Raw genomic sequence first — 26,591 nt, forward strand, 5'->3', positions numbered from 1 at the left:
CTGGGGCCGGGCGGCCGCGGCGGTCTCCGGCGGGCCGCTCGGCGCCGGTCGGCTGTCCCAGGTCGGGCCGGTGGGCTGGCAGGTCGGGGCGGTAGCGGCCGGCGTCATAGCGGTCGGCGCGCTGCTCGGCGCCGCCGCCACCCGGGCGCTGACCCGCGGGCCCGCACAGTAGAGCCCCAGCCACGCGGGCGCTGACCTGGCGACCCGCGCGGTAGACGAGCGCGGGGCGCCCCGGGCGAACCCGGAGCGCCCCGTCGAATCCGAGCCCGTCAGGGCTGGGTGGGCAGGTTGACCTGCGCCACGACGCTCAGGATGAGCAGCAGGATGCCCAGCCCGACGCCGACCGCGCCGCAGATCAGACCGGCCTTGGCCTGGCCGGCGTTGTTTGCCTGCCCCTGGGCCACCTTCTGCTTGGCGAGGTAGCCGGTCACGATGCCCGCGATGCCGACCGGGATGCCCAGGTACAGGCAGCAGACCAGCGGGATCGACGCGATACCGAGGATCATCGACACCAGGCCGAGGGTGTTGTTCTGCCCCTGTGCCTGCGGGTACCCGGCGTTCGGGTAGGTCGGGCCGGCGCCGTACGGGGGCTGCTGCTGTGCGTACGGGTCCTGGTACGGCGGCTGCTGACCGTACGGCTGCCCCGAGGTGGGCTGCTGACCGTACGGGGCCTGCGGCGCGGCGTACGGGTCCTGCGGCTGCTGACCGTACGGCTGGCCGGAGGTGGGCTGCTGGCCGTACGGGGCGGCCGGCGGCTGGGGAGCGGTCGGGTCCTGGTTGGGCTGCTGGCCGTACGGGTCCTGACCGGGGTTACCGGGCTGCATTCGAGAAGCTCCTTGGACTGGTTCCGTCAGTTGGTGCTCTTGTTTCCATCCATGATCGCGGTCAGTCCTCCCAAAGCCCAGTACAGCAACAGGACGACATGTCTCCCAAAGCAGGCAAACGGGCCCTTGTCGACCGCTTCGTGTGCCGGATCAGGGGCGGTGTGTGGGCCGGTGCGGCGTTCGGCCCGAGCGAGCGGCAGCGTACCGGGTCGACGCACGTCGGCACCGTCGAAGATCGGCGCGCCGCCCAGCCGGAGGGCGTCCCTGACCTGCCCGATAGGGTGGCCCGGTGACCGAGCCCGCGCCTGTCGCCCGCATCGTCGTCCTCATCTCCGGCTCCGGGAGCAACCTTCAGTCGCTGCTGGATGCCGCCGCCGACCCCGCGTACGGCGCACAGGTCGTCGCGGTCGGCGCGGACCGCGACGGCATCGCGGGCCTGGACCGGGCCGAGGCGGCGGGGGTGCCGACCTTCGTCGAACGGGTCCGCGACCACGACACCCGGGAGGACTGGGACCGCGCGCTCACCGCGCACGTCGCGAAGCACCAACCCGACCTGGTCATCTCCGCCGGTTTCCTCAAGCTGGTCGGTCCGCACTTCCTCGCCGCCTTCGGCGACCGCTACCTGAACACGCACAACACCCTGCTGCCGGCGTTTCCCGGCATCCACGGCCCGCGTGACGCACTCGCCTACGGCGTGAAGCTCACCGGGGCCACCCTCTTCTTCGTCGACGCCGGCATGGACACCGGGCCGATCGTCGCGCAGGTAGCGGTGCCGGTGCTGGACGACGACGACGTCGACACGCTCACCGAGCGCATCAAGGAAGCCGAGCGACGCCAGCTCGTCGAGCAGGTCGGTCGGCTGGTCCGCGAAGGCTGGACCATCACCGGAAGGAAGGTCACGGTTCCGTGAGTCCCACTCAGGACGGGCGCCGCCCGATCAGGCGGGCGCTGGTCAGCGTCTACGACAAGACCGGGCTGGTCGAGCTGGCTCAGGCCCTGCACGCGGCCGGCGTGGAGATCGTGTCCACCGGCAGCACGGCGGGCACCATCGCCGCCGCCGGGGTGCCGGTCACGCCGGTGGAGACGGTGACCGGGTTCCCCGAGGTGCTCGACGGCCGGGTGAAGACCCTGCACCCGAAGGTGCACGCGGGTCTCCTCGCGGACCTGCGCAAGGACACGCACGTGGCGCAGCTGGACGAGCTGGGCGTGGCGGCGTTCGACCTGCTGGTCTCGAACCTCTACCCCTTCCAGGCGACCGTCGCCTCCGGCGCCGACGTCGAGGAGTGCGTGGAGCAGATCGACATCGGTGGCCCGGCCATGGTGCGGGCCGCCGCCAAGAACCACGCCTCGGTCGCCGTGCTCACCGACCCGGCCGGTTACCCGGCGCTGCTCGGCGCGCTCAGCGAGGGTGGCTTCACAATGGCCCAGCGTCGTGCGCTGGCCGCCCGGGCGTTCGCCGACATCGCCGAGTACGACGTCGCGGTGGCCCAGTGGTGCGCCCGGGAGCTGGCCCCGGCCGACGACTCCTGGCCGGCGTTCGCGGGGCTGGCGCTGCGCAAGTCGACGGCGTTGCGGTACGGGGAAAACCCGCACCAGCCCGCCGCGCTCTACACCGACCCGGACGCCCCGGCGGGGCTGGCCCAGGCCGAGCAGCTGCACGGCAAGGAGATGTCGTACAACAACTACGTCGACGCCGACGCCGCCTGGCGGGCCGCGAACGACTTCGCCGACCAGCCGGCGGTGGCGATCATCAAGCACGCCAACCCGTGCGGCATCGCGGTCGGCGCGGACGTCGCCGAGGCGCACCGCAGGGCGCACGCGTGCGACCCGGTGTCGGCGTTCGGCGGTGTCATCGCGGTCAACCGGTCGGTCTCGGTCGAGCTGGCCCGGCAGGTCGCCGAGATCTTCACCGAGGTGGTGGTCGCCCCCGGCTTCGACGAGGGCGCGGTCGAGGTGTTGCAGGGCAAGAAGAACATCCGGCTGCTGCGGGCACCGGCCTGGACGCCGGCGCTGGTGGAGTTGCGGCCGGTGACCGGTGGCGTGCTGGCCCAGGTCGCCGACCGGGTGAACGCCCCCGGCGACGACCCGGCGAGTTGGCAGTTGGCGACCGGCGAGGCCGCCGATGAGGAGTTGCTGCGGGACCTCGCGTTCGCCTGGCGGGCGGTCCGCGCGGTGAAGAGCAACGCGATCCTGCTCGCCAAGGACGGCGCCACCGTCGGCGTGGGCATGGGTCAGGTCAACCGGGTCGACTCGGCGCAGCTCGCGGTCACCCGCGCCGGCGCCGACCGGGCGCGCGGCTCGGTCGCCGCCTCGGACGCGTTCTTCCCGTTCGCCGACGGCCCGCAGATCCTCATCGACGCCGGCGTCCGCGCCATCGTGCAGCCCGGCGGCTCCATCCGCGACGAAGAAGTCATCGAGGCGGCCAAGAAGGCCAACGTGACGATGTACCTGACCGGCACCCGCCACTTCTTCCACTAACCCCCACCGGGGCCAGACCCCGTCGATCATGAAGTTATTGCCCTGCACGTCGGCGTGTCAGGGCAATAACTTCATGATCAACGGCAGGGGTCTGGGCCGGTCAGGCCGGGGTGGGGCGGAGTTCGGCGAAGTGGCAGGCCGAGGGGTGGGGGTCCGCCGCTCTCGGGACCGTTGCCGGGTCTTCGACGGCGCAGACTTCCTGGGCCTTCCAGCAGCGGGTCCGGAAATGGCACCCGCTCGGCGGGTCGGCCGGGCTGGGCACGTCGCCGACCAGCCGGATCATGTTGCGCTGGTCGCGGGCTTCCGGGTCCGGCACCGGCACGGCAGAGAGCAGAGCCTGGGTGTACGGGTGGGTGGCCCGCTCGTAGATCTCGTCCTCGGTGCCGATCTCGACGATCCGACCGAGGTACATCACCGCGACGCGGTCGGCGATGTGCCGCACCACGGACAGGTCGTGCGCGATGAAGATGTACGAGAGCCCCAGCTCGCCCTGTAGCTGCTTGAGCAGGTTGATCACCTGGGCCTGGATGGAGACGTCGAGCGCCGACACCGGCTCGTCGCAGACGATCACCTCGGGCTTCAGCGCGAGGGCGCGGGCGATGCCGATGCGCTGACGCTGACCGCCGGAGAACTGGTGCGGGTACCGGTTGATGTGCTCCGGGTTGAGCCCGACCAGGTCCAACAGCTCCTGGACCCGCTTGGCCTTGCTGCCCTTCGGCGCGGCATCCGGGTGGATCTCGAACGGCTCGCCGATGATGTCGCCGACGGTCATCCGCGGGTTCAGCGAGGTGTACGGGTCCTGCATCACCATCTGCATGTTGCGGCGCAGCCGGCGCAGCTCACCGCCGGAGGCCTTGAACAGGTCCTTGCCCTCCAGGGTGGCGCGTCCGGAGGTGGGCGTCTCCAACCGCATCAGCAACCGGGCGAGGGTGGACTTGCCGCAGCCGGACTCGCCGACCACGCCGAGCGTCTCGCCCCGACGCAGCTCGAAGCTCACCCCGTCGACGGCCTTCACCGCCCCGATCTGCCGCTGGAACAGCACGCCCTGAGTGATCGGGAAGTGCTTCACCAGGTTGTCGACGGAGAGGATGGTCTCGCCGCGGACCTTGGTGGGGTTAGCGGGCGACGCTGTCATCACGGACCTCCTGCGCGAAGTGGCAAGCGCTGGTCCGGCCGTCGCCGAGGACCAGGTCGTGCGGCACCTCGTCCACGCAGACCTGCTGGACGTAGGGGCACCGGGGGTGGAACGGGCAGCCGGACGGGATACGCATCAGGTTCGGCGGCAACCCCTTGATCGTCGACAGTTCCTGGCCGCGAACGTCCAGGCGCGGGATCGACTCCAACAACCCCTTGGTGTACGGGTGGGCGGGCGCCTTGTAGAGCGAGCGGACGTCGGCGTGCTCGACGATCCGGCCGGCGTACATGACCGCGATCCGGTCCGCGACACCGGCGACCACACCCAGGTCGTGGGTGATCAGGATCATCGCCATGTTGAGTTCCCGGCGCAGGTCGGCCAGCAGGTCCATGATCTGGGCCTGCACTGTCACGTCGAGGGCCGTGGTGGGCTCGTCGGCGATCAGCACCTTCGGGTCCAGCGCCAACGCCATGGCGATCATGACGCGCTGCCGCATGCCGCCGGAGAACTGGTGCGGGTAGTCGCCGATCCGCTTGGCGGCACCGGGGATCTTGACCAGATCCATCAGTTCGACGGCACGACGTCGAGCGTCGGCTCGGGACATGCCGGCGCGCTGGCGCAGCGTCTCACCGATCTGCCAGCCGACCGGGAAGACCGGGTTGAGGGCGGAGAGCGCGTCCTGGAAGATCATCGCGATCTCCTTGCCGCGTACCTGCCGGCGCTGCTCCTCGGAGCGGGTGAGCAGGTCCTCACCCTGGTAGAGGATCTGGCCGGAGCGGACGAACGCGGGCGGGGTGTCCAGGATGCCCATGATCGCCTGGGCGGTGACCGACTTACCCGAGCCGGATTCGCCGAGCACGGCAAGGGTCTCGCCGGCGTCCAGGTGGTACGACACACCGTTGATCACCCGGGCGACGCCCTCGTTGGTGCGGAACTCGACGTGCAGGTCCCGCAGCTCCAGCAGGTGGCCGCCCTCGGGGGTGGCAGAGGCGGGAGTTGGATTGACGGTCATGGTGTTCTCACCGCAGCTTCGGGTCGAAGGCGTCACGGATCGCGTCGCCGAGCATGATGAACGCCAGCACGGTCAGCGCCAGGAAGGCCGACGGGACGATCAACGGAGTGGCCGCCTCCCGCATGTGGATCCGGCCGGTGTCGATGTCCTGCCCCCACGAGATGGTGGGCGCCTTCAGGCCGATGCCGAGGAAGGAGAGCGTCGCCTCGGCCGCGATGAACGAGCCGAGCGCGATGGTCAGCACGACGATCGCCGGGGCCAGCGAGTTCGGCAGAATGTGCCGCCACATGATCCGGCTGTTGCCGGCGCCGAGCATCCGGGCCGCCGCGACGTAGTCCTGCTCCTTCGCGGTGATCACCGAGGACCGGACCACGCGGGCGGCGGTGGTCCAACCGAGGAGGGCCAACACGAAGACGACCGCGCCGATCCGAGCCCACTGGCTGTCACTGGACACCCGCTTGAGCAGCACGATCGCGGCCAGCAGCAGCGGAATGCCGAGCACCACGTCGATCACCCGGGAGAGCACCGCGTCGACCCAGCGGCCGAAGTAACCGGCCAACATGCCGATCACCAGCGCGATGATGCCGGTGCCGAGCGCGGCGAGCGCACCGACCAGCAGCGATGCCCGGGTGCCGTAGACCGCCCGGGAGTACGTGTCGCAGCCCTGGAAGTCGTACCCGAAGATGGCCCCGCCGGACGGCCCGGCGTGCTGCCGGGAGAGCAGGCAGTCGTTCGGGCTGTTGGCGGTGAAGACCCCGGGGAGCAGCGCCATCAGGGTGAAGATGACGACGAGCGCCAGCGAGATCCAGAAGATCGGGTTGCGGCGCAGGTCGCGCCAGGCGTCCCCGGCCAGGCTGCGGGGCTTGTTCGCGGCGCCGACCTGGTTGGGCGTGCCCGGCTCCCCCGAGGGGCCACGTCGCGCGGCCTGGTTCTCGGTGGCCGCCACAGTTTCAAAATCACTCATAGCGGATCCTCGGGTCGAGTACGGCGTACAGGACGTCCACCACCAGGTTCGAGACCAGGTAGACCACGACGAGCACGCTGACGATGCCCACCACCAGGGGGCCGTCCTCGGTGCGGATGCCGCGGAAGAGGTTGAAGCCCACGCCGGGGATGTTGAAGACGCCCTCGGTGATGATCGCGCCGCTCATCAGGTTGCCCAGTTCCACACCGAGGAAGGTGACCACCGGGATCAGTGAGTTGCGCAGCACGTGGACGATGACGATGCGCCGCTTGACCAGGCCCTTGGACCGGGCGGTCCGGACGTAGTCCGCGCGCAGGTTCTCCGCCACCGAGGCCCGGGTGAGTCGTAGGGCGGTGGCCAGCGACAGCGAGCCGAGCACGATGCCCGGCAGCAGGAGCGCGTAGAACGTCGGGTCGGAGCCGGCGGTGGGTGGGAAGAGCTGCCACTTGACGCCCAGGAAGTACTGCGCCAGTGGCGCCAGCACGATCGTCGGGATGCCCAGCACCAGCAGGGTCAGCACCAGCGTCGAGTTGTCGAAGATGCTGGCCCGGCGGATGCCGGCGAGGACCCCGGCGGTGACACCGAAGATGATCGCCACGGCGAGCGCGATGAGCGCGAGCCGAACGGTGACCGGCCAGGCCTGCTGGAGGATGTCACCGATGCTCCGACCGGTGAGCGACTCGCCCAGGTTGCCCTGGAGCAGGTCCTTCACGTAGTCGAAGTAGCGGTAGAAGAAGCCGCCGACGCCCGTCTGATCCAGGTTGTACTTCTCGGTGAGGTAGGCCCGCTGCGCTGGCGTCACCGGCCGTTCGCCGGCGAGCGCCTGGATCGGGTCGCCCTGCCCGGCGAATGTCAGCGCGTAGACGATCAGGGTGGTCCCGAAGAACGCCAGGACCATCTGCAGTAGGCGCCGCAGGATGTAGCGGAACATGCTTAGCAGTCTCTCCGGAAATGTGCGAAAGGGTCGCAGGACGGCATCTCTGGTCGTACCCGAAATATCCGAGACGTGCCGTCCGGCCCGGGGGAGCCGGCGCCACCGACGCCGGGTCCGCTGCTGCGGCCCGGCCCCGGTGGCGCGGTCGGGGCCACCCGGGCATCGTCGCCCGGGTGGCCCGCACCATGGTCAGCTCAGCTGGCTGCTTCGATCTTGACGAGGTTGACCCGCTGGAACAGGTCCATCTCCACGTTCTTGACCTTGGACGAGTGGCCGAACACGTTCTCGCCGAAGCGGAGCGGGATCACCGGCATGTCCTTGGCCAGGATGTCCTCCGCCTGCTGGTACTTGGCGATCGCCTCGTCCTGCGTCTTGGCGGCGGAACCCTCCTTGACCAGCTTGTCGAACTCCGGGTTGCTGTAGCCGTAGTAGTTCGACGAGCCGTTCGTGCTGTACAGCGGGCCGAGGTAGTCCTCCATGGTCGGGTAGTCCATGACCCAACCCATCCGGAACGCACCCACCGGCGTCTTCTTCTCGACCTTGGTCAGCAGGTCGGCGAACTTCGGCTCGGCCGAGCCGACCGCGTCGACGCCCAGGTTGGCCTTGAGCTGGTTGACAGTGGCGTCGACCCAGTCCTTGTGCCCGCCGTCGCCGTTGTACGAGATGACGATCTTCGACGGACCGCCGGCGGCCTGGTAGAGCTTCTTGGCCTCGGTCGGGTTGAACTCGCCGGCCTTGCCCGCGGTGTTCTCCCGGTAGCCCGGGAGGACCGGCGAGACGAAGGAACGAGCCGACGTCTGCGAACCCTTGAAGACCGACTTGGTGATCTCGTCACGGTCGATCGCCATCGAGATGGCCTTGCGCACGTCCGGGCTGCTGTAGTCCTTGTCGAACGTCGGGAACGCGAGGAACTGGAACGACGACATCGGGCTGGTCCTGTACCGGTCGCCCAGGTCGCTCGGCGCGGTGCTCAGGCTCTCGGTCGGGATCGTGGGCAGCACGTCCAGGTTGTCCGCCAGGACGTCCGCGTAGGCCGCGGTGAGCTGCTGGTAGATCCGGAACTCGATGTTCTTGACCTTGGGCTTCTCGCCCGGGTACGCGTCGTAGCGCTCGACGTCGATCTTGCTGTCGTGCTGCCAGGCGCCCTTCATCTTGAAGGGGCCCTGCCCGATCGGCGCCTGCTCGTAGGAGTCCTTGAGCACGCCCGGAGCCGAGAACGCGGCGTCCGGCATCGGGTAGAACGCGTTGTAGCCCAGCGTCGTCTTGAAGTCGATGTACGGCTCGGAGAGCGTCGCGGTGAAGGTGAGGTCGTCGACCTTCTTCAGACCGGACATCTCCTTGGCCTTCGGCGCCTTGCCCTGGAGGTCGGCGTAACCAGCGATCTTCTCGAAGAAGAAGTTGCTGTCCTGGCCGTTCGGGGCGTACGCGCCGTAGTTCCACGCGTTGATGTAGTCCTCGGACGTGACCTTCTCACCGTTGTGGAAGGTGAAGCCGTCCTTGAGCTTGATCGTCCAGACCTTGTTGTCGGACGAGGTGATCGACTGCGCGGCGACCTCGTACGGCTTGTTCTGGGCGTCGTAGTCGACGAGCGGGCTGAACAGGCCGGCGAGCACCTGCGACCCGGACGTCTCGGTGGTGTTGGTGGGAACCAGGTGCTTCGGCTCGGCGATCTGGATGCTGACCACCGAACTGTCGCTGCCACCGGATCCACCGTCTCCGCCGCTGCCGCAGGCCGCGAGGCCCAGCGTCACCGCGAGCGGGAGGGCGGTCCAGGCGGCGAGTCTACGAACTCGCATTGAGCCTCCTCATCTCCTCACGCTGCGCAGTCAGGCCCGACGCTGGGTTACGCTGCGCAACAAGCGGTAACGGTAGGTCGGCGACGGGCCTTCGACAACGACGCGGTTGCGGGTGGGTAACGGTCCGGGGTTGCCTCTCTTGTCGAGGGCGAGTGAATCTGCTACCCCAAACCGGGTTTATCGACGTCGGCCTGCGGAAATTGCGATGGCGGGCGACGTGTTTGCCCCCGCTCGACCGTCCGGGCGCCGCCTGGGGCGGCCGTCCTGTCTCCGTGGAGCTGGTCTCTGCTGTCTGGTTCGAGCGTGATCGAACCCACAAATTGTCACCGAAAGTGACTAGCAACACCTCACGCACGGTGACTTCAGTAGCGATCACCCGCCCTGGCCCGGCCCGTCCGGTGGGCCGCCCCACCGCCACGGGTCGGCGGACGGCCTGGAGCGAGGTCGTCTGATCCGCGAGCGGCGGCCGTGAGACGATCTGGTCGTGACGGCGACGCTTCTGGACGGCAAGGCAACCGCAGCGGAGATCAAGGACGAGCTGCGCATCCGGGTGAAGGCACTCGCGGAACGCGGCATCACCCCCGGGCTCGGCACGGTCCTGGTCGGTGCGGACCCGGGCAGTCAGGCGTACGTCAACGGCAAGCACCGCGACTGCGCCGAGGTGGGCATCGCCTCGATCCGCCGCGAACTGCCGGCCGACGCCACCCAACAGCAGGTCGACGACGTACTGGCCGAGCTGAACGCCGACCCGGCGTGCCACGGCTACATCGTTCAACTGCCGCTGCCGGCCCACCTCGACACCCAGCGGGTGCTTGAGTTGATCGACCCGGACAAGGACGCCGACGGCCTGCACCCGGTCAACCTGGGTCGGCTCGTGCTGGGCTACGACGGTCCGCTGCCGTGCACCCCGCGCGGCATCGTCGAGCTGCTCCGCCGGCACGACGTGGCGCTGCGCGGGGCCACCGTCGCGGTGGTCGGTCGTGGCAACACCGTCGGCCGACCGCTCGGCCTGCTGCTCACCAGGCGCAGCGAGAACGCCACTGTCACCCTCTGCCACACCGGCACCCTCGACCTCGCCTCGCACACCCGGGCCGCCGACATCGTCATCGTCGCGGCCGGCGTACCGGGTCTGCTCACCGCCGACATGATCAACCCCGGCGCGGTGGTGGTGGACGTCGGCATCACCCGCGTGATCGGAGCGGACGGCAAGGGTCGCTACACCGGCGACGTCGACCCGGAGGTGGCTGAGACGGCCGGCGCGCTGGTCCCCATGCCCGGCGGTGTGGGCCCGATGACCCGGGCCATGCTGCTCACCAACGTCGTCGAGCGTGCCGAGCGCGGCTGACCCGCACCTCGGTAGCGTCGAACCAGGACGGCGGTGACGTTCACCCCATCCCGGCGATGGCCGCCGCCCCTGGCCTGATCGGTGCCAGGATGACTGATACGGTCCGGAAAACCGACTGGTATCAGGGAGTGGGACGACCATGGGTAAGAAGGTCACTGTCGTCGGGGCTGGCTTCTACGGCTCCACCACCGCACAGCGCCTGGCCGAGTACGACGTCTTCGACACCGTAGTGATCACCGACATCGTGGAGGGCAAGCCCGCGGGCCTCGCGCTCGACCTCAACCAGTCCCGGGCCATCGAGGGCTTCGAGACCAAGGTGGTCGGCGTGACCACCGGCCCCAACGGTGAGGGCTACGAGAGCATCGAGGGCTCCGACGTCGTCGTGATCACCGCTGGTCTGCCGCGCAAGCCCGGCATGAGCCGGATGGACCTGCTGGAGACCAACGCCAAGATCGTCCGCCAGGTCGCCGAGAACGTCGCCAAGTACGCCCCGAACGCCGTCGTCATCGTGGTCTCCAACCCGCTGGACGAGATGACCGCGCTGGCCCAGCTCGCCACCCAGTTCCCGAAGAACCGGGTGCTCGGCCAGGCCGGCATGCTCGACACCGCCCGGTTCAGCAACTTCGTCGCCGAGGCGCTGAACGTGCCGGTGGCCTCGGTACGCACGCTGACCCTGGGCTCGCACGGCGACACCATGGTCCCGGTGCCGTCGAAGAGCACCGTCAACGGCAAGCCGTTGCGCGACGCCATGCCGGCCGAGCAGATCGAGGAGCTGGTCGTCAAGACCCGCAACGGTGGCGCCGAGGTGGTCGCGCTGCTCAAGACCGGTTCTGCCTACTACGCCCCGTCCGCCGCTGCGGCTCGGATGGCGAAGGCCGTCGCAGAGGACTCCGGCGAGGTCATGCCGGTCTGCGCCTGGGTTGACGGCGAGTACGGCATCTCCGGTGTCTACCTGGGTGTCGAGGCCGAGATCGGCGCCGAGGGCGTCAAGCGGGTCGTCGAGACCGACCTGGACGCCGACGAGCGTGCCAGCCTCCTGGAGGCTGCGGAAGCCGTCCGCGCCAAGCAGGGCGACATCTCCAGCATGTAGTTCCCCCGAACCACAGCACCAGCGAAGGGCGCGCCGGCAAACCCGGCGCGCCCTTCGCCGTCCAGCCCCAACCCCGCCGACCCCGGCTCCGCCCTCCCCGCCCCCGGTTGATCAAGAGGTTTGCGTCAAGAATCGCGCCTGCGGTGACGCAAACCTCTTGATCAACCAGTTGGGGGTGGGGGTGGGGTGGGGTGGGCGTATTTCGATTGGGACCGCGCTTCAGGCCTGGGTGGGCTGGTGGGGGGTGAAGGGGGTGCCGAGGTGGGGGGTGGCCAGGACGGTGGGGGAGTGGGTGCGTAGGGCGGTCAGCCGGGAGGTGCGAGCCAGGTCCGGGTCTTCCTCGTGGGCGTACGCCAGGTCGGGGTTGACGAGTTGCACCATGTGCACCAGTAGGTCCCCGGTGAGCAGCATCCGTTCGTCGGCCGAGGTCAGGAGCACCGACTGGTGACCGGGCGTGTGGCCCGGGGTGGGCAGCAGACGTACCGCTGGGGTGAGGGCGGTTTCGCCGTCGACCACCCGGAGCTGGCCGGCGGCGCGCAAGGGTGCGATGAGGCCGGCCGGCAGCCCGGGGTTGAGCGTCTCCGCCGCGTCGAGTTCGGCGCGCTGCAGCAGGTAGCTCGCGTTCGGGAAGTACGGCAGCCCCGGCGTGCCGGTGACCGCCCAGCCGATGTGATCGCTGTGCAGGTGGGTCAGGACGACAGTGTCGACATCTGCGGGGTCGATGCCCGCGGCGGCCAACTCGGCGGGCAGCCGCCCCGGCACGGGTGCCCAGCTCGCGGCGGGTGCGTCGACCGGGCCGATCCCGGCGTCGACCAGCGTGACCGGCCCGTCGCCGACGCGGATCGCGAAGCTGCGGAACGGCAGCCACCACTGCCCGTCGGCGGTCACCGAGCCGGGGTCGCGCCGGTCGGCCTCCGCCCAGTGCCCCGCTGTGGCCTGCGGAAACGCCTCCGTGCGGGGCTGGAAGAAGGCACCCTCGCCGTCGGTGAGTGCGGTGACCGTGATAGACCCGAGGGTGCGGTTCAGTGGCATCGGACGATGATTCCAGGGCATTCCTGTTCCGCGCAGCCCGGTTCCGCCGGCCGGTCGAGGCCGGCTGGGGGCTGCCGGCCCAATTGCAGTACGCTCGTACTGCTTGAGCACGTGTCCCCCGAGAGGAGCGCCGGCCGATGGCGAAGATCAAGGTAAACAACCCGGTCGTAGAACTCGACGGCGACGAGATGACCCGGATCATCTGGAAGCAGATCCGGGAGCAGCTGATCCTGCCCTACCTCGACGTCGACCTGCACTACTACGACCTGTCGATCCAGCACCGCGACGAGACCGACGACCAGGTCACGATCGACGCCGCCAACGCCATCAAGGAGCACGGCGTCGGCGTCAAGTGCGCGACCATCACCCCGGACGAGGCCCGGGTCGAGGAGTTCGGCCTGAAGAAGATGTGGCGGTCGCCAAACGGCACCATCCGCAACATCCTCGGCGGCGTCGTCTTCCGTGAGCCGATCATCATGTCCAACGTGCCGCGGCTGGTCCCCGGCTGGACCAAGCCGATCATCATCGGCCGGCACGCCCACGGTGACCAGTACAAGGCCACCGACTTCGTCGTCCCCGGCCCGGGCACGGTGACCATCACCTACACCCCGGCCGACGGCGGCGCGCCGATGGAGATGGAGGTCGCCAACTTCCCCGGCGGCGGCATCGCCATGGGCATGTACAACTACGACGAGTCGATCCGGGACTTCGCCCGGGCGTCGTTCCGGTACGGACTGGACCGCAACTACCCGGTCTACCTGTCCACCAAGAACACCATCCTCAAGGCGTACGACGGTCGGTTCAAGGACCTCTTCGCCGAGGTGTTCGAAGCCGAGTTCAAGGCCGAGTTCGACGCCGCCGGCATCACCTACGAGCACCGGCTCATCGACGACATGGTCGCCGCCGCGCTCAAGTGGGAGGGCGGCTACGTCTGGGCCTGCAAGAACTACGACGGTGACGTGCAGTCCGACACCGTCGCGCAGGGCTTCGGCTCGCTGGGTCTGATGACCTCCGTCCTGCTCTCCCCGGACGGCCGGACCGTCGAGGCCGAGGCCGCGCACGGCACTGTCACCCGGCACTACCGGCAGTACCAGAAGGGCGAGAAGACCTCGACCAACCCGATCGCGTCGATCTACGCCTGGACCCGGGGCCTCGCCCACCGGGGCAAGCTGGACGGCACGCCGGCGGTCACCGAGTTCGCCAACACCCTGGAGCAGGTCATCGTCGACACCGTCGAGGGCGGCCAGATGACCAAGGACCTCTCGCTGCTCATCTCGCGCGACGCCCCGTGGCTGACCACCGACGAGTTCATGAACGCGCTCGACGAGAACCTGGCCCGCAAGATCGCTGCCTGATCCAGGCGTACCGCGTCAACGAAGCCCGCCGGCACCACTGCCGGCGGGCTTCGGCGTGTCCGACACCGCCGCGCCGATCGGCGTCACTGCGGCCGGCGCGCCTCGTTGACCAGGATGGACGAGATGCCAGTCGCGTCCAAGGAAGGTTGACCACGGTCGACCCGCGGCACCCGTGCGCCGATCAGCCAGCCTTCCCGGCTGTGCCGTGCACAGCCAGCCGTCCCTTCCCTGCGGGGGGCCCTGTCCCGGGCCCCCCGCGCCCTGTTTCCCGCCAAGCTCATGCCGCACCGCGCAAACTCAGGACCAGCGCACCGCAGGGGCCGCTCAGGCGGCGCGAAGCAACTCGGCGGCCCGCTCCGGGGCGATGTCATTGATGAAGACGCCCATCCCGGACTCGGAGCCGGCCAGGTACTTCAGCTTGTCCTGGGCCCGCCGGATGCTGAACAGCTGAAGGTGCAGGTGGCCCAGCTCGCGGTCGACCCGCACGGGCGCCTGGTGCCAGGCCGAGATGTACGGCATCGGCATGTCGAACAGGCCGTCGAAGCGGCGCAGCAGATCCAGGTAGAGCGGCCCGAAGGCGTCCCGCTCGCTGTCACTGAGCGCCGGGATGTCCGGCACCACGCGGTGCGGCGCGACGTGCACCTCGAACGGCCAGCGGGCGGCCGCCGGGACGAACGCCGTCCAGTGTTCGTTCTCCGCGACCACCCGGTCACCGGTAGCACGCTCGGCAGCTAGCACGTCCGCGTACAGGTTGCCGCCGCCGGTCCGCTCGGCGTGCCGGCGCGCCGCGGCCAGCAGCGCGCGGGTGCGCGGCGTCACGAAGGGGTACGCGTAGATCTGGCCGTGCGGATGGTGCAGCGTGACACCGATTTCAACGCCCCGGTTCTCGAAGCAGAAGATCTGCTCGACGCCGGGCAGCGCGCCGAGCACCTCGGTGCGGTCGGCGAGGGCGTCCAGCACGGTGCGGACCCGGCGCGGCGGCAGGCTGGCGAAGGAGGCGTTGTGATCCGACGTGAAGCAGACCACCTCGCACCGGCCGAGGCCCGGCCGGACCGGTGTGAACGGGGTGATCTCCCCGGGCTCCTCGGCCACCCGACCGCTCAGCGACGGAAACCGGTTCTCGAAGACCACCACGTCGTAGTCGGGTGCGGGGATCTCGGTCAGCCGGTCGCCCACCGACGGGTCGAGAGGGCACTCGTTCGCCGGCGGGAGGAAGATGCGGGTCTGCCGGTGCACGGCGACCGCCACCCACTCGTCGGTCAACGGGTCGTAGCGCAGCTGCGACGCGGGGGGAGGCGGCGGCAGGTCCCGGCGGTCCGGCTGGTCGCGGACCGCGTCGTCGCGCTCGTCGAAGTAGATCAGCTCCCGGCCGTCGGCCAGGTCGATCGCGGTGCGCTTCACGGCGCCGTCCCCTCAGTTGTCGGCGTGCGCATCACGCGGCCCGCCCCTCGCCTTCACCATGATCAATTCGCCCACCTGTTCGCCGAGTACCCGTCGTGCGGGTGGAGGCAACCGGTCGTCGCTGACCAGTACGTGGGCCGCCGCCAACGCGACGATCGAGGAGATGCCCACCGTGCCCCACTTGGTGTGGTCGGCGAGCACCACCAGTTGGTCCGCCGCGGCCACGAGTGCCCGATCGGTCTCCGCCTCCATCAGGTTCGGGGTGGTGAAGCCGGCCCGCTCGGTGATGCCGTGGACACCCAGGAAGAGCAGATCAAGGTGCAGTGACCGGACGGCCCCGACCGCGAGTGGACCGACCAGCGCGTCCGACGGTGTGCGTACGCCGCCGGTGAGCACCACCGTCTGGTCCGGGCGGCCGCCGGCGTGCATGATCTCGGCGACCGGCAGCGAGTTGGTGACGACGGTCAGCTCGGGCACGTCCACAAGCCGGCGGGCCAGCTCGGCGGTGGTGGTGCCGGCGGAGAGCGCGATCGCCGCTCCCGGCCGGACCAACTGGGCCGCCCGGTCGGCGATGGCCGCCTTCTCGGGCAGTTGGCGGACCGACTTGGCGTGGAAACCCGGCTCGTCGGTCGAGCTCGGCCCGGTCGTGGTGGCACCGCCGTGCACCTTGGCCAGCAGGCCACGCTCGTGCAGCGCGTCCAGGTCACGCCGGATGGTCATGTCGGACACGCCGAACTCGCCTGCCAACTCGCTGACCCGGACGCCGCCGGTCGAGCGGACCCGCTCCAGGATGGCCGCCTGCCGCTGCTGAGCGAGCATCAGCCGTGCCTCCCCGGACGTCCACGTACCTCACGCGGTCAAACGTGTTCCAACAAAGATGAACACTAGCGCGTGCCGCTCAGCGGTGGAAGGAACGGGTACGGCGACGCCTCAGGCGGTGGCGATCTTCAGCTCCACCCAACCGGTCTCGGTCAGATGGTGCAGCACGGCCTGCACCGCGTCCGCCACGCTCAGGTCGGTGGTGTCGAGCACCAGATCGGCGTCGGTCGGCTCCTCGTACGGGTCGTCGATGCCGGTCATCCCGGTGAGCAGGCCGGCTCGCGCTCGCGCGTACAGGCCCTTGCGGTCCCGCCGCTCGCACACCTCCAGCGGAGTAGCCACGTGCACCAGCACGAAACCCGATCCGGCGGCGAGGGCCATCTCCCGGGCGGTGGCCCGGGCCGCCGCGTACGGGGCGATCGGACAGCAGATGCCCACCCCACGGTGCCGGGCGATCTCGGCGGCCACCCAGCCGATCCGCCGGACGTTGAGATCCCGGTCGGTCTTGCTGAAGCCCAGCCCGGCGGAGAGTTCCCGGCGTACCACGTCCCCGTCGAGCAGGGTCACCGTGCGGTCGCCGCTCTCCCGTAACGCGTCCGCCAGCCCTCGGGCGATCGTCGACTTGCCGGAGCCGGAGAGACCGGTCAGGAAGACCACCAGCCCTCGCTGCCGACGCGGCGGCCGGGCCCGGGCCAACTCCCGTGCCACAGCGGGCGGGGTGTGCCACTCCGGTAGCGGGAAGCCCCGGTCGAGCAGGTCGTCGATCTCCGGCTGGGTCAGCGCGAGCCGGCGGTTGCGCGGTGGGATGTCCTCCCGCCAACGCCACTGCCCGTCCCGGTTGTCGTAGGCGAGTTCGCGCGGCACCAGCACCCGCAGCCCGGCGCCGGAGAGCATCTCCCCGGTGGAGAGCAGGTGGGTGACCCCGTACGCGGCCGAGACCCGGGCGCGCAGCAGCGCGTCGCTGATCTCCTCGCGTCGATGCGACAGCGGCACCGCGACCAGGGTGGCGGGTGGCATCCGGTCCCGTGCGGCGAAGATCGTACGGACCAGCGCCTCCGGCGGGAGCCCGTCTGCGCCGCCCTCGCCCACCGGGATCATCACGAGCAGATGAGCGGCCAGGGTGCGGGCGGCGTGGGCGATCTGGGCGAGCTGTGGACGATGCAGCGGCCGATCGGCAATCACCCCGAGCACCCGGCCCGGGGGCAGCAGCGCACGAACCTCCTCCGGGTTACGCCGCAGTCGCTGGAACGGACCGTGCCCACCGTCGCCCAGCCGCCGAACCTGGCCGCCCACTCCCGCCACGCCCTCGCGGACCGGCCAGACGTCGGCCACGTCCAGGGCGGCCACCGGGGCGCCCTCCCCATCGGTCAGCACGAGCGCCCGGCGGGCCGGGTCGCGCGGATCAAAGCTCTGGGCCAGGGCGGCCGGCACCTGCAGAACTACCGCGACCTGCCACGGTGTGCCGTCGGCCAGTCGGCCGCGTCGGCTGACCGAGACCAGGTCGGCGCGGGTCATGAAACCGGTCAGAGGGGCGTACGCGCCGGTCAGCAGCAGCTCCAGATCCGCGAGCTCACCGGGACGTGGCGTGTACGCCGGTGCGTCCCGTAGCACCTCGTCGGGCAGCACCCAGCCGTTGCTCATCCACACCCCCCACTCGCTGACCGGCACACAGTTTCGCAGCCGACCGCCCATCGGTCGAGGGCGCCACTCCAAGACCCCCGCGGGCGGATCAGCGCTTGATCCGCCGGCCTACCGCCGACCGCACCCGGTTCCACACCTTCCGCTCGTCGCGGATCCGGGGTCGAGAGCCGTCGGCCCGGCAGATGAACACCAGCGGCAGTCGGGCGTCCTCGGTCCAGCCCACGTTGGTGATCCGGGCCTTGAGCTGCCAGCTGCCCCTGGTCCGGCCGCCGTTGAGGGCGGCGAAGTCGATCGTGGCGGTGGCCCGGTGCACCAGGTGGACGGTGTCCGCTCCGGTCGTACCGGTGATCCGCTCGGTCTGGAAGGTGTTCGGAATAAAGATCTCGGCACCGGTCTCCCGGTGGCGGGCCACCAGGTCCAGGCGGGCCTTGCGCACCTGCGCGGTGGCGTCGAGGACCTCGGGGGTGACCTCCTCCATCGGCAGCATCAGCACGTCGCGGCCATCGTCGGCGCGGAACCCGACAGGCTGGTCCGCGGCGCGCAGCTCGGCGGCGACGGTCACCGTGACGGCGTGGTCGACACGTTGGAATTCGTTGACCGTGCCGTGTGCGGCGATGCCTGCCTCCCAGCGGGCAAGCCTGCGCAGGTCCGCGACGCGCCCCTGCTCCGCCAGGTACGCCACGGCTCGGAGCAGGGGTGGCAGACCACCGGCGACGCCCGGGGCGAAACGGTCCTGGATGATCTTCTGGATCTCCAGCGCGACCTGCTCCAGCCACGCCTCGCGGGCGTTCAGCAGCCGCTTGCCGCGCAGCCGGCTGAGCATCTCGTTGCGCAGCCAGCGCCGGTGCAGCCGGTCCCGCAGCGGACCCGGCTCGGTGTTGGCGTCCACGACGTCCAGCGCCTCCCGCACGCTGGCGAAGTAGCTCGCCGGGTCCAGCTCGCTCGCGGTGACGTTGCGCGCGTCGCCCCGCTGGACGTGGTGGTAGCAGACGTAGTCGGACAGCACTGAGGTGCGCCGGGACAGGAAGTAGGCCCGGATGACCAGTGAGTGGTCCTCCAGCCGACGCTTGCCGCCCTCCGGGAACCGCAGACCATGCTCGTTGAGGAACGACCGCCGGAACAACTTGTGACAGGTCAGGCTGTCGACCAGTGGGGAGTTGCCGAGGGTGGCGTCGAAGCGGTTCTTGCGGAACAGCTCCCGGGGCACGGGGCGTCCGTACCCGGCCATCTTCCCCACCACGATGTCGGCGTCGTTCGCCTTCGCGCAGGCATAGAGCCGCTCCAGTGCCTCGTCGGCGAACCAGTCGTCGTCGTCGGCGAAGAAGACGTACTCGCCGCGGGCGTGGTCGACTCCGAGGTTGCGCGGACGCGACGGCCAACCGGAGTTCTCGATGTGCAGCACCTTGATGTGCGGGTGCTCGGCGGCCAGCCGGTCCAGCCGCTTCGCGGTGTCGTCGGTCGAGCCGTCGTCGACGAAGATGGCTTCGAACTCGTCGGCGGGCAGCGACTGCCGCAGCAGCGAGGCAGCGAGCTTCTCGATGTGTGGGCCGCAGTTGTACGCCGGCACCACGACGCTCACCTTGGGGACGCCCACCTCGGCCATCAGGATCCCTCCCGCGTCGTCGGTCGATCACCGGGCGGGTCGACGCCTGGTGAACGGGAGGTGAATGGTGTCACCTTGGACGGGTCTTTCCGAAGGCGGGGTCGGGTCGAACGCGGGACCGGCGGAAACGTCCCGGGAGCCTCAGCGGGGGACCTTAGGGGTCCGGCGGGGAAAGGATCAGGGGAGGGCCGGGGGCGTGCCGGTGTCCCTGCTGGGCATCGACTCCCTACGCTGGGCGCGTGACACTGATCGCGACCCAGTCGCTCACCAAGACGTACGGAGGTCGGGTCACCGCGCTGGCCGACCTCACCGTCGCCGTCGAGCCCGGGATCATCGGCCTGGTGGGCGCGAACGGCGCCGGAAAATCCACCTTGATCAAGATCCTGCTCGGCCTGATCGCACCAACCAGCGGTCAGGTCTCGGTGCTCGGCATCGACCCGACCGCAGACCCGGCGGCTGTCCGCAACCGGGTCGGCTACATGCCGGAACACGACTGCCTCCCACCGGACCTGTCCGCCGCCGAACTGGTCACCCACCTTGGTCGAATGAGCGGCCTTCCCCGCACCGCGGCTCGCGAGCGAGCCTCGGAGGCGCTGCGGCACGTGGGGCTCTACGAGGAGCGCTATCGCCCGGTCGGTGGCTACTCGACCGGCATGAAGCAGCGCGTCAAGCTGGCCCAGGCGCTGGTGCACGACCCCGACCTGCTGTTGCTGGACGAACCGACCAACGGCCTGGACCCGGCCGGGCGCGACGCCATGCTGGCCCTGGTGCACCGGATCGGCACCGAGTTCGGCATCTCCGTGCTGGTCTGTTCGCACCTGCTCGGCGAGGTGGAGCGGATCTGCGACACGCTGATCGCCATCGACGGCGGCCGGTTGCTGCGCGCTGACAACATCTCCGCGATGACCTCGGCCACCGACGTGCTCGCCGTGGAGGTCAGCGAGGGCACCGAGGAGCTCGCCGCCCGGCTCGCCGAGCTGAAACTGCCTGTCGCCCGGGACGGGCGACTGCTCCTCGTGCCGCTCGCCGACGACGGCACCTACGACCTGATCCTCGGTGCGGTCGCCGAACTGGACCTGCCACTGCACCGACTGGACCAGCGCCGGCACCGGGTGGCCGAACTCTTCGCCACGAGGGAGCTCACTCATGCCTGAGCCGTCCACCGCCGCCGTGCGCCCCACGCCGACCGGCGTCATTCACGACATCGGCTATCAACGCTACGAGGGCCCGAGGCTCGGCCGCCGGCAGGTCTTCGGCGCGCTCTACCTGCACGGTCTGCGTACCGCGTTCGGTTTCGGTCGCAGCGCCAAGGCCAAGATCTTCCCGTGGCTGGTGGTCGGCATCGTCACCCTGGTCGCGGTGGCCCTGGCCGCGGTACGCAGCCAGATCGGCGAGCCGGTCGCCACGTACGCCCAGTTCGCCGACGCGATGAGCTGGCTGGTCATCTTCTTCGTCGCGGTCGTCGCTCCGGAGCTGGTCTCCCGGGATCTGCGCAGCGGCGTGCTGCCGCTGTACTTCTCCCGGCCGCTGCCGCGTTCCGACTACGCGTTGGCCAAGCTGCTGGCGCTGGTCACCGCACTCTGGCTGCTCCTCGGCGGGCCGCAGCTGCTGATGTTCCTGGGCGCCGCGTTCACCACCAAGCAGGGCATGCGCGGGGTGTGGAACGAGCTGCTCGACCTGCTGCCCGGGCTGCTCTACGCCGGGCTGTGGGCGGTGGTCTTCGCCTCGGTCGGCCTGCTGGTCGCGTCGCTGACCGGCAAGCGCGCCTTCGCCGCCGGCGGCGTGGTCGCGGTCTTCCTGATGACCACCCCGATCGTGGGCGTGCTGAGCATCCTGCCGTCGCGCGCCGCCAACGAGCTGGCCGGGCTCGCCTCCCCCTCCACGCTGGTGCAGGGGGTGGGCATCTGGTCGCTGGGTGACCTGCTGGTCGAGGGCGATCCGGGCGAGATGATGATCGGCGGGTTCGGCCCGGTCTACGCCCTGGCAGCGGTGCTGCTGGTCGCCGGCGCGACCGCCCTCCTGCTGGCCCGCTACCGGAAGGTCGCCTCCTGATGAGCACGCTGAGCCTGACCGGGGTGTCCCGGTGGTACGGCAACGTGGTCGCGGTCAACGACATCAGCATGGCCCTGGGGCCGGGCGTGACCGGGCTGCTCGGCCCGAACGGCGCCGGCAAGACCACGCTGCTGCACATGATGGCCGGGTTCCTCGCCCCGTCGCGCGGCACCGTCACCCTCGACGACGAGCCGACCTGGCGCAATCCCGACGTCTACCGGCGGCTGGGGCTGGTCAGCGAGCGGGAGGCGGTGCAGGGTTTCCTCACCGCGTACGAGTTCGTGCTGGCCAGCGCGAAGCTGCACCGGTTGCCCGATCCGGCGGCCGCGGCCCGACGGGCGATTGATCTGGTGGAGCTGGAGTCGGCGCAGGACCGCCGGATCGGCACGTACTCCAAGGGCATGCGCCAGCGTGCCCGGGTGGCCGCCGCGCTGGTGCACGACCCGCAGGTGCTGCTGCTCGACGAGCCGTTCAACGGCATGGACCCGCGCCAGCGGCTGCACATGATGCAGCTGCTGCACACCCTGGGCGACGCTGGCCGGACGATCCTGTTCAGCTCGCACATCCTGGAGGAGGTCGAACAGGTCTCCGGAACGGTGCAGGTGATGGTGGCCGGCCGGTTGGCCGCCTCCGGCGACTTCCGGACCATCCGCCGGTTGATGACCAACCGCCCGCACGTCTTCGCGGTGCGCTCCACAGATGACCGGGCGTTGGCCGTCGCGCTGATCGCGGAGGCGTCGGTGAGTGGGGTCGAGTTGGACCCGACCGGCTTGACCGTGCGGGCCGGTGACTACGGCGCGTTCACCCGGGCGCTGCCCCGGATCGCGCTGAACAAAGGCATCCGGGTGCGCCAGTTGGTGCCGTCCGACGAGTCCCTGGAGAGTGTCTTCTCCTACCTGGTGGAGGCCTGACATGTCGACAGTTACCTGGATCACCGCGCGCGGGTTGTTCGGCCGACGTCGGTTCCTGCTGCTGCTACCGCTGCCGTTGGTGCTGCTCGGGCTGGCCGTGCTCTGCCGGTCGCTGGGAGTGGACCCGGGCCAGTGGGGGCCGCCGGTGCTGGTCGGCCTCGGGCTGGCCGTGGTGCTGCCGGTGGTCGCGCTGATCATCGGAACGGGCGTGCTGGGCGCCGAGATCGACGACGGCACCGTGGTGCACATCCTGACCAAGCCGCTGCCGCGCTGGCAGATCGTGCTGCCGAAGCTCGCGGTGGCCGCCGGGGTCACCGCGGTCACCGTGGCGGTGCCGCTCTACGTCGCGGGCGTGCTCGCCGACTCGGTACGCCTCGGACTGGCGCTGGCGGTCGCGGCGGCGCTCGGCGCGCTGGCGTACTCGGCGTTGTTCCTCGCGCTCAGCCTGGTCACCAGGCGGCCGGTGCTGCTCGGGCTGGTCTACGTGCTGATCTGGGAGGGGCTGCTGGGCAACTTCGTCAGCGGCACCAAGGTGCTCTCCATCCAGCAGTACGTGATCGCCCTCGCCGACCGGATCGCCCCCACCGGGTTGCTGGAGACCAGCGTGTCGGTGCCGGTGGCGTCGGTGATGACCGCGCTGGTCAGCGTCGGCTTCACAGTGCTCGCCATCGACCGCCTGCGCTCGTTCAGCGTGGCCGGCGAGACGAGCTGACGGCGGTGCGAGACGCTGTTCCGGCCAGCCCCCGCGCGGCGGTAGGGCTGGCCGGATGGACCGGTCGGGCCACCTCGGGCCAGGCTGGTGGACGTGAGCGTCGAAGCGGAGCGGACGTCGTTGGCTGAGCCATACTCCCGGAGCAGCCGGCCGTGGCTGACCAGCCTGGCCGTCGCCGGGCTGGCCTGTGCCACGGTCGCCACGGCGGCTCAGGGCAGCGGCCAGTTCCACTGGTGGGCGGTGTTCATCCTGATCCCGGCCGCGTTGATCGCGGCCAGCGGTGGGCCGTTGCTGGCTCGCGGTGGCGGCCGGGCCTTCGCCGGGTACATGCTCGCCTGCGTCGGCACGATGGTCTTCGCGGTCGGCGCGCTGCTGATGTTCGGCGTGATGGGACGGGGTTGGCCGCTCATGGTGGTGCTGCCCTGCCTGGCGGTGGCCGGCACCTACGGCTGGCGCGCGGCCCACCCGCTGGCCCGGGGCCTGCACCGGGCGGTGGCCCTGCTCGCGCTGACCGGAGCACTGCTCGGTCTGACCCTGCAACTGATCCGGGTGGAGCTGATCCACCTGGAGACCGGTTGGTGGGGTGCGTTCCTGATGCTGGCCGGGGCCATCGTGCTGGGCAACGCGGGGGAGTTGACCCGGCACCGGATGCCGTACCGCCTCCAGGCGATCACCCTGCTGGTCGGGCCCGCCGTGATCGCGTTCCTGCTCGGGCTGCGCTTCCTGCGCGGCTGGTGACCCGCCGGTCCGCCGCCGCCCGAGCGGGCGGCGGCGGACCCCTGTCAGAAGGCGCAGGCGATGACCAACTCCGGGGTACGGTCCGGGAGCAGGTCGAGTTTGCCGATCCGGCCCGCCGCCCGTAGGTCGTCGGCGACCAGCGTGAGCTGCTCCAGCAGCGCCGCCGGGCCGAGCGCCTCCGCCAACGGCACCTCCGCCTTCATCGACAGCTTCCGCTCCGACTTGGCCCGTCGCACCTGGCTCAACGCGTCACCGGCGAGCCGCAGCAGCGCCGGGTCACCCGAGCCCTCGATCGTCCGGGCCACCTCGTGGGTGGTGGGCCACGGCGCCTGGTGCACCGAGCCGTACCGCCACCACGACCAGGCCTCCTCGGTCACGTACGGCAGCACCGGGGCGAACAACCGCAGCTGCACCGACAGCGCCGAGGCCAGCGCCGCCCGCGCGGAGTCGGCCGCCGCGCCGGTGCCGTAGGCCCGCTCCTTGACCAGCTCGATGTAGTCGTCGCAGAACCGCCAGAAGAACGCCTCGGTGACCTGCAGGGCCGCCGTGTGGTCGTACGAGTCGAAGGCGGCGCCCGCGGCGGTGACCACGGTGGCCAGCTCGGCGAGCATGGCCCGGTCCAGTGGTGTGGTGGCCGACAGCTCCAGGTCGCGGCGTGGCGTCAGACGCGCCGAGCTGGAGTTGTCGTACGGGGCGCGCAACGCGTCCGCAGCGCCCAGCCCGAGCGCGAACTTGGACGCGTTGAGCAGTTTGGTGGCCAGTCGCCGGCCGACCTTGATCTGCGCCGGGTCGAAGGCCAGGTCCATGCCGGGCTTACCGCTGGCCGCCCAGTAGCGCACCGCGTCCGAGCCGTGCTGCTCCAACAGGGCCAGCGGGGTGACCACGTTCCCCTTGGACTTGGCCATCTTCTTGTGGTCCGGGTCGAGGATCCAGCCCGAGAGCACTGTGTCCCGCCAGGGCAGCACCCCGTGCTCGAAGTGCGAGCGGACCACGCTGTCGAAGAGCCAGGTCCGGATAATCTCCTGCCCCTGCGGGCGGAGGTCCATCGGGAAGACCCGGGCGAACAGGTCCGGGTCGGTCTCCCAGCCACCGACGATCTGCGGGGTCACCGAGGACGTGGCCCAGGTGTCCAGCACGTCCGGGTCGCCGATGAAGCCGCCCGGTCGCCCGCGTTGCGACTCGTCGTAACCGGGCGCCGGATCGCTGGATGGATCGACCGGCAGCGCGGACTCGTCCGGCGTGAGAGGGTGGGACCAGTCCGGCTCGCCAGTGTCGTCGAGCCGGTACCACACCGGCACCGGCACCCCGAAGAAGCGTTGGCGGCTGACCAGCCAGTCCCCGTTGAGGCCGCCGACCCAGTTGTCGTAGCGGTGTTTCATGTGCGCCGGCACCCAGTGCAGCTGCTCGCCCCTGCCCAGCAGCGTGGCTCGCAGAGCCTCGTCCCGGCCGCCGTTGCGCAGATACCACTGTCGAGTCGAGACGATCTCCAGTGGCCGGTCGCCGCGTTCGTAGAACTTGACCGGGTGGGTGATCGGGCGCGGCTCGCCGATCAGGTCACCGGCGTCGGCCAGCATCCCGACGATCTCCCGGCGGGCGCCGTTGACGGTCTGCCCGGCCAGCGCCGCGTACGGCTGGGCCGGCACCCCGTGCGGCGGCTCGGGGAGCAACCGACCGTCCCGGCCGATCACCACTCGGGTGTCCAGTCCCAGCTCACGCCACCAGGTCACGTCGGTCAGGTCACCGAAGGTGCAGACCATCGCGACGCCGGTGCCCTTGCCGGGCTCGGCGAGGGGATGGGCGTACACGGGCACCTCGACGTCGAACAGCGGGCTGCGCACGGTGCCGCCCACCAGGTCGGCGTACCGCTCGTCGTCGGGGTGGCAGACCAGCGCCACACAGGCCGGTAGCAGCTCTGGCCGGGTGGTGTCGATGAGCACCTCACGCCCGTCGGCCGCGGTGAACCGCAGACGGTGGTACGCGCCGGGGCGCTCCCGGTCCTCCAGCTCCGCCTGGGCGACAGCGGTGGCGAAGCCGACATCCCAGAGGGTCGGCGCCTCCGACTGGTACGCCTCGCCGCGGCGCAGGTTGCGGACGAACGCCCGTTGGCTGGTGGTCCGGGCGATCCGGCCGATGGTCGTGTACGTCAGGGACCAGTCCACCGAGAGCCCGAGCCGCCGCCACAGCGCCTCGAAGGACTGCTCGTCGGTGACCGTCAGCCGTTCGCACAGCTCGATGAAGTTTCGCCGGGAGATCGGGGTGGGGTTGCGGCGGGCCGCGTCGTCGACCGGACCCGCCGGTGGCCGCCACACCGGGTCGTACGGCAGTGCCGGATCACAGCGCACCCCGTACACGTTCTGCGCTCGACGCTCGGTGGGCAGCCCGTTGTCGTCCCAGCCCATCGGGTAGAAGACGGCCTTGCCACGCATCCGCTGGTACCGCGCCGTGGTGTCGGTGTGGGTGTACGAGAAGACGTGCCCCATGTGCAACTCGCCCGATACGGTCGGCGGCGGGGTGTCGATCGAGAACACGTCGCTCCGCTGCTTCGAGCGGTCGAACGCGTACGTGCCTTCCTCCTGCCAGCGGCGTGCCCAGCTCTCCTCGAGCCCGTCCAGGGTCGGACGCTCGGGAACGCCGGCGCGGGCCGTCCTCGCCGTATCGGTCATCCTGCGATCGTAGGCACGTAGCGGGTGCGGGGCGACGTAGTTGCGGCCGAACACACCGGCCGGCGGTTGTGGCCGCGACCGGCCGG

Annotated in this window: 22 protein-coding genes; 10 read left to right on the forward strand and 12 right to left on the reverse strand. The window is 70.4% G+C overall.

The genetic code is table 11. The features are described from left to right. Positions 1-269 precede the first annotated feature (269 nt). Complete coding sequence (locus GUI43_RS08495; protein WP_112583772.1) at positions 270-824, reverse strand: DUF4190 domain-containing protein; 555 nt, start codon at positions 822-824, stop codon at positions 270-272. Positions 825-1,113: 289 nt separating this feature from the next. Here GUI43_RS08495 and purN point away from each other — a divergent pair, with 289 nt between their 5' ends. After that, positions 1,114-1,734: a phosphoribosylglycinamide formyltransferase gene (purN, locus tag GUI43_RS08500; protein WP_112583771.1), complete on the forward strand. Its 621-nt coding sequence runs from the start codon at positions 1,114-1,116 to the stop codon at positions 1,732-1,734. Beyond that, positions 1,731-3,302 (forward strand): bifunctional phosphoribosylaminoimidazolecarboxamide formyltransferase/IMP cyclohydrolase, encoded by a 1,572-nt coding sequence (purH, locus tag GUI43_RS08505; RefSeq protein WP_112583770.1) that lies wholly within the window; start codon positions 1,731-1,733, stop codon positions 3,300-3,302. Before purN ends, purH begins: the two co-directional genes overlap by 4 nt. A gap of 100 nt (positions 3,303-3,402) precedes the next feature. Here purH and GUI43_RS08510 read toward each other — a convergent pair whose 3' ends face one another. From GUI43_RS08510 to GUI43_RS08530, 5 genes are all read right to left on the reverse strand, one after another. Further along, entirely contained in the window at positions 3,403-4,437 is a 1,035-nt protein-coding gene (locus GUI43_RS08510) for an ABC transporter ATP-binding protein (RefSeq protein WP_112583769.1), read from the reverse strand. Next, positions 4,418-5,449: an ABC transporter ATP-binding protein gene (locus GUI43_RS08515; protein WP_112583768.1), complete on the reverse strand. Its 1,032-nt coding sequence runs from the start codon at positions 5,447-5,449 to the stop codon at positions 4,418-4,420. The genes GUI43_RS08510 and GUI43_RS08515 overlap by 20 nt, the downstream gene beginning before the upstream one ends. A gap of 7 nt (positions 5,450-5,456) precedes the next feature. After that, complete coding sequence (locus tag GUI43_RS08520) at positions 5,457-6,413, reverse strand: ABC transporter permease (RefSeq protein WP_091406338.1); 957 nt, start codon at positions 6,411-6,413, stop codon at positions 5,457-5,459. Beyond that, entirely contained in the window at positions 6,406-7,344 is a 939-nt protein-coding gene (locus GUI43_RS08525; protein ID WP_112583767.1) for an ABC transporter permease, read from the reverse strand. Before GUI43_RS08525 ends, GUI43_RS08520 begins: the two co-directional genes overlap by 8 nt. 197 nt (positions 7,345-7,541) lie before the next feature. Beyond that, positions 7,542-9,143, reverse strand: coding sequence for a peptide ABC transporter substrate-binding protein (locus GUI43_RS08530; protein ID WP_112698512.1), 1,602 nt, complete (start codon positions 9,141-9,143; stop codon positions 7,542-7,544). 484 nt (positions 9,144-9,627) lie between these two features. Here GUI43_RS08530 and GUI43_RS08535 point away from each other — a divergent pair, with 484 nt between their 5' ends. Both GUI43_RS08535 and GUI43_RS08540 read left to right on the forward strand, forming a co-directional pair. After that, the gene (locus tag GUI43_RS08535) at positions 9,628-10,488 is read left to right on the forward strand and encodes a bifunctional methylenetetrahydrofolate dehydrogenase/methenyltetrahydrofolate cyclohydrolase (protein WP_088950132.1); all 861 of its coding nucleotides are present in this window, start codon (positions 9,628-9,630) and stop codon (positions 10,486-10,488) included. A 139-nt stretch (positions 10,489-10,627) separates the two neighbouring features. Beyond that, positions 10,628-11,578, forward strand: a complete 951-nt coding sequence (locus tag GUI43_RS08540) for a malate dehydrogenase (protein WP_112583765.1) — start codon at positions 10,628-10,630, stop codon at positions 11,576-11,578. Positions 11,579-11,797: 219 nt separating this feature from the next. Here GUI43_RS08540 and GUI43_RS08545 read toward each other — a convergent pair whose 3' ends face one another. After that, complete coding sequence (locus GUI43_RS08545; RefSeq protein WP_112698513.1) at positions 11,798-12,610, reverse strand: MBL fold metallo-hydrolase; 813 nt, start codon at positions 12,608-12,610, stop codon at positions 11,798-11,800. 137 nt (positions 12,611-12,747) lie between these two features. On the opposite strand from GUI43_RS08545, the gene GUI43_RS08550 reads away from it, so the two are divergent. After that, the gene (locus GUI43_RS08550; RefSeq protein ID WP_091406326.1) at positions 12,748-13,965 is read left to right on the forward strand and encodes an NADP-dependent isocitrate dehydrogenase; all 1,218 of its coding nucleotides are present in this window, start codon (positions 12,748-12,750) and stop codon (positions 13,963-13,965) included. 324 nt (positions 13,966-14,289) lie between these two features. Here GUI43_RS08550 and galT read toward each other — a convergent pair whose 3' ends face one another. From galT to GUI43_RS08570, 4 genes are all read right to left on the reverse strand, one after another. Next, positions 14,290-15,366 carry a galactose-1-phosphate uridylyltransferase gene (gene galT / locus GUI43_RS08555; protein ID WP_112605027.1) on the reverse strand — a complete coding sequence of 359 codons (1,077 nt, stop codon included), beginning with the start codon at positions 15,364-15,366 and terminating at the stop codon, positions 14,290-14,292. Positions 15,367-15,378: 12 nt separating this feature from the next. After that, a complete protein-coding gene (locus GUI43_RS08560) occupies positions 15,379-16,185 on the reverse strand; it encodes a DeoR/GlpR family DNA-binding transcription regulator (RefSeq protein ID WP_112583761.1) in 807 nt (268 codons plus the stop codon). Positions 16,186-16,296: 111 nt separating this feature from the next. Further along, positions 16,297-17,826: an adenylyl-sulfate kinase gene (gene cysC / locus GUI43_RS08565; protein ID WP_112583809.1), complete on the reverse strand. Its 1,530-nt coding sequence runs from the start codon at positions 17,824-17,826 to the stop codon at positions 16,297-16,299. Between the two features lie 88 nt (positions 17,827-17,914). Further along, entirely contained in the window at positions 17,915-19,429 is a 1,515-nt protein-coding gene (locus tag GUI43_RS08570) for a glycosyltransferase family 2 protein (protein ID WP_112583760.1), read from the reverse strand. 239 nt (positions 19,430-19,668) lie between these two features. On the opposite strand from GUI43_RS08570, the gene GUI43_RS08575 reads away from it, so the two are divergent. The 5 genes from GUI43_RS08575 (at position 19,669) to GUI43_RS08595 (ending at position 23,842) form a co-directional block, all read left to right on the forward strand. Then, entirely contained in the window at positions 19,669-20,583 is a 915-nt protein-coding gene (locus GUI43_RS08575) for an ABC transporter ATP-binding protein (protein WP_091406315.1), read from the forward strand. Then, positions 20,576-21,481, forward strand: a complete 906-nt coding sequence (locus GUI43_RS08580) for an ABC transporter permease (RefSeq protein ID WP_112583759.1) — start codon at positions 20,576-20,578, stop codon at positions 21,479-21,481. The genes GUI43_RS08575 and GUI43_RS08580 overlap by 8 nt, the downstream gene beginning before the upstream one ends. Beyond that, complete coding sequence (locus GUI43_RS08585; protein WP_091406310.1) at positions 21,481-22,392, forward strand: ABC transporter ATP-binding protein; 912 nt, start codon at positions 21,481-21,483, stop codon at positions 22,390-22,392. The genes GUI43_RS08580 and GUI43_RS08585 overlap by 1 nt, the downstream gene beginning before the upstream one ends. A gap of 1 nt (position 22,393) precedes the next feature. Further along, on the forward strand, positions 22,394-23,104 hold the full coding sequence (locus GUI43_RS08590) for an ABC transporter permease subunit (RefSeq protein WP_112583758.1): 711 nt from the start codon (positions 22,394-22,396) through the stop codon (positions 23,102-23,104). Positions 23,105-23,197: 93 nt separating this feature from the next. Continuing rightward, a complete protein-coding gene (locus tag GUI43_RS08595) occupies positions 23,198-23,842 on the forward strand; it encodes a hypothetical protein (protein WP_112583808.1) in 645 nt (214 codons plus the stop codon). Positions 23,843-23,886: 44 nt separating this feature from the next. Here the strand turns inward: GUI43_RS08595 and valS are convergent, their stop codons facing one another. After that, the gene (valS, locus tag GUI43_RS08600; protein ID WP_112698562.1) at positions 23,887-26,505 is read right to left on the reverse strand and encodes a valine--tRNA ligase; all 2,619 of its coding nucleotides are present in this window, start codon (positions 26,503-26,505) and stop codon (positions 23,887-23,889) included. Positions 26,506-26,591: the final 86 nt, after the last annotated feature.

Source organism: Micromonospora noduli (genome assembly GCF_003264365.1).
In the GTDB taxonomy this organism is placed as follows: Bacteria; Actinomycetota; Actinomycetes; order Mycobacteriales; family Micromonosporaceae; genus Micromonospora; species Micromonospora noduli.

Coding starts and splice junctions, on each gene's coding strand:
- GUI43_RS08530 (WP_112698512.1), bottom strand. CDS start 9,143: ATGCGAGTTCGTAGACTCGCCGCCTGGACCGCCCTCCCGCTCGCGGTG.
- GUI43_RS08545 (WP_112698513.1), bottom strand. CDS start 12,610: ATGCCACTGAACCGCACCCTCGGGTCTATCACGGTCACCGCACTCACC.
- valS (WP_112698562.1), bottom strand. CDS start 26,505: ATGACCGATACGGCGAGGACGGCCCGCGCCGGCGTTCCCGAGCGTCCG.
- GUI43_RS08560 (WP_112583761.1), bottom strand. CDS start 16,185: ATGCTCGCTCAGCAGCGGCAGGCGGCCATCCTGGAGCGGGTCCGCTCG.
- GUI43_RS08590 (WP_112583758.1), top strand. CDS start 22,394: ATGTCGACAGTTACCTGGATCACCGCGCGCGGGTTGTTCGGCCGACGT.
- cysC (WP_112583809.1), bottom strand. CDS start 17,826: ATGAGCAACGGCTGGGTGCTGCCCGACGAGGTGCTACGGGACGCACCG.
- GUI43_RS08515 (WP_112583768.1), bottom strand. CDS start 5,449: ATGACCGTCAATCCAACTCCCGCCTCTGCCACCCCCGAGGGCGGCCAC.
- GUI43_RS08550 (WP_091406326.1), top strand. CDS start 12,748: ATGGCGAAGATCAAGGTAAACAACCCGGTCGTAGAACTCGACGGCGAC.
- GUI43_RS08520 (WP_091406338.1), bottom strand. CDS start 6,413: ATGAGTGATTTTGAAACTGTGGCGGCCACCGAGAACCAGGCCGCGCGA.
- GUI43_RS08495 (WP_112583772.1), bottom strand. CDS start 824: ATGCAGCCCGGTAACCCCGGTCAGGACCCGTACGGCCAGCAGCCCAAC.
- GUI43_RS08585 (WP_091406310.1), top strand. CDS start 21,481: ATGAGCACGCTGAGCCTGACCGGGGTGTCCCGGTGGTACGGCAACGTG.
- GUI43_RS08570 (WP_112583760.1), bottom strand. CDS start 19,429: ATGGCCGAGGTGGGCGTCCCCAAGGTGAGCGTCGTGGTGCCGGCGTAC.
- GUI43_RS08525 (WP_112583767.1), bottom strand. CDS start 7,344: ATGTTCCGCTACATCCTGCGGCGCCTACTGCAGATGGTCCTGGCGTTC.
- GUI43_RS08510 (WP_112583769.1), bottom strand. CDS start 4,437: ATGACAGCGTCGCCCGCTAACCCCACCAAGGTCCGCGGCGAGACCATC.
- GUI43_RS08580 (WP_112583759.1), top strand. CDS start 20,576: ATGCCTGAGCCGTCCACCGCCGCCGTGCGCCCCACGCCGACCGGCGTC.
- GUI43_RS08540 (WP_112583765.1), top strand. CDS start 10,628: ATGGGTAAGAAGGTCACTGTCGTCGGGGCTGGCTTCTACGGCTCCACC.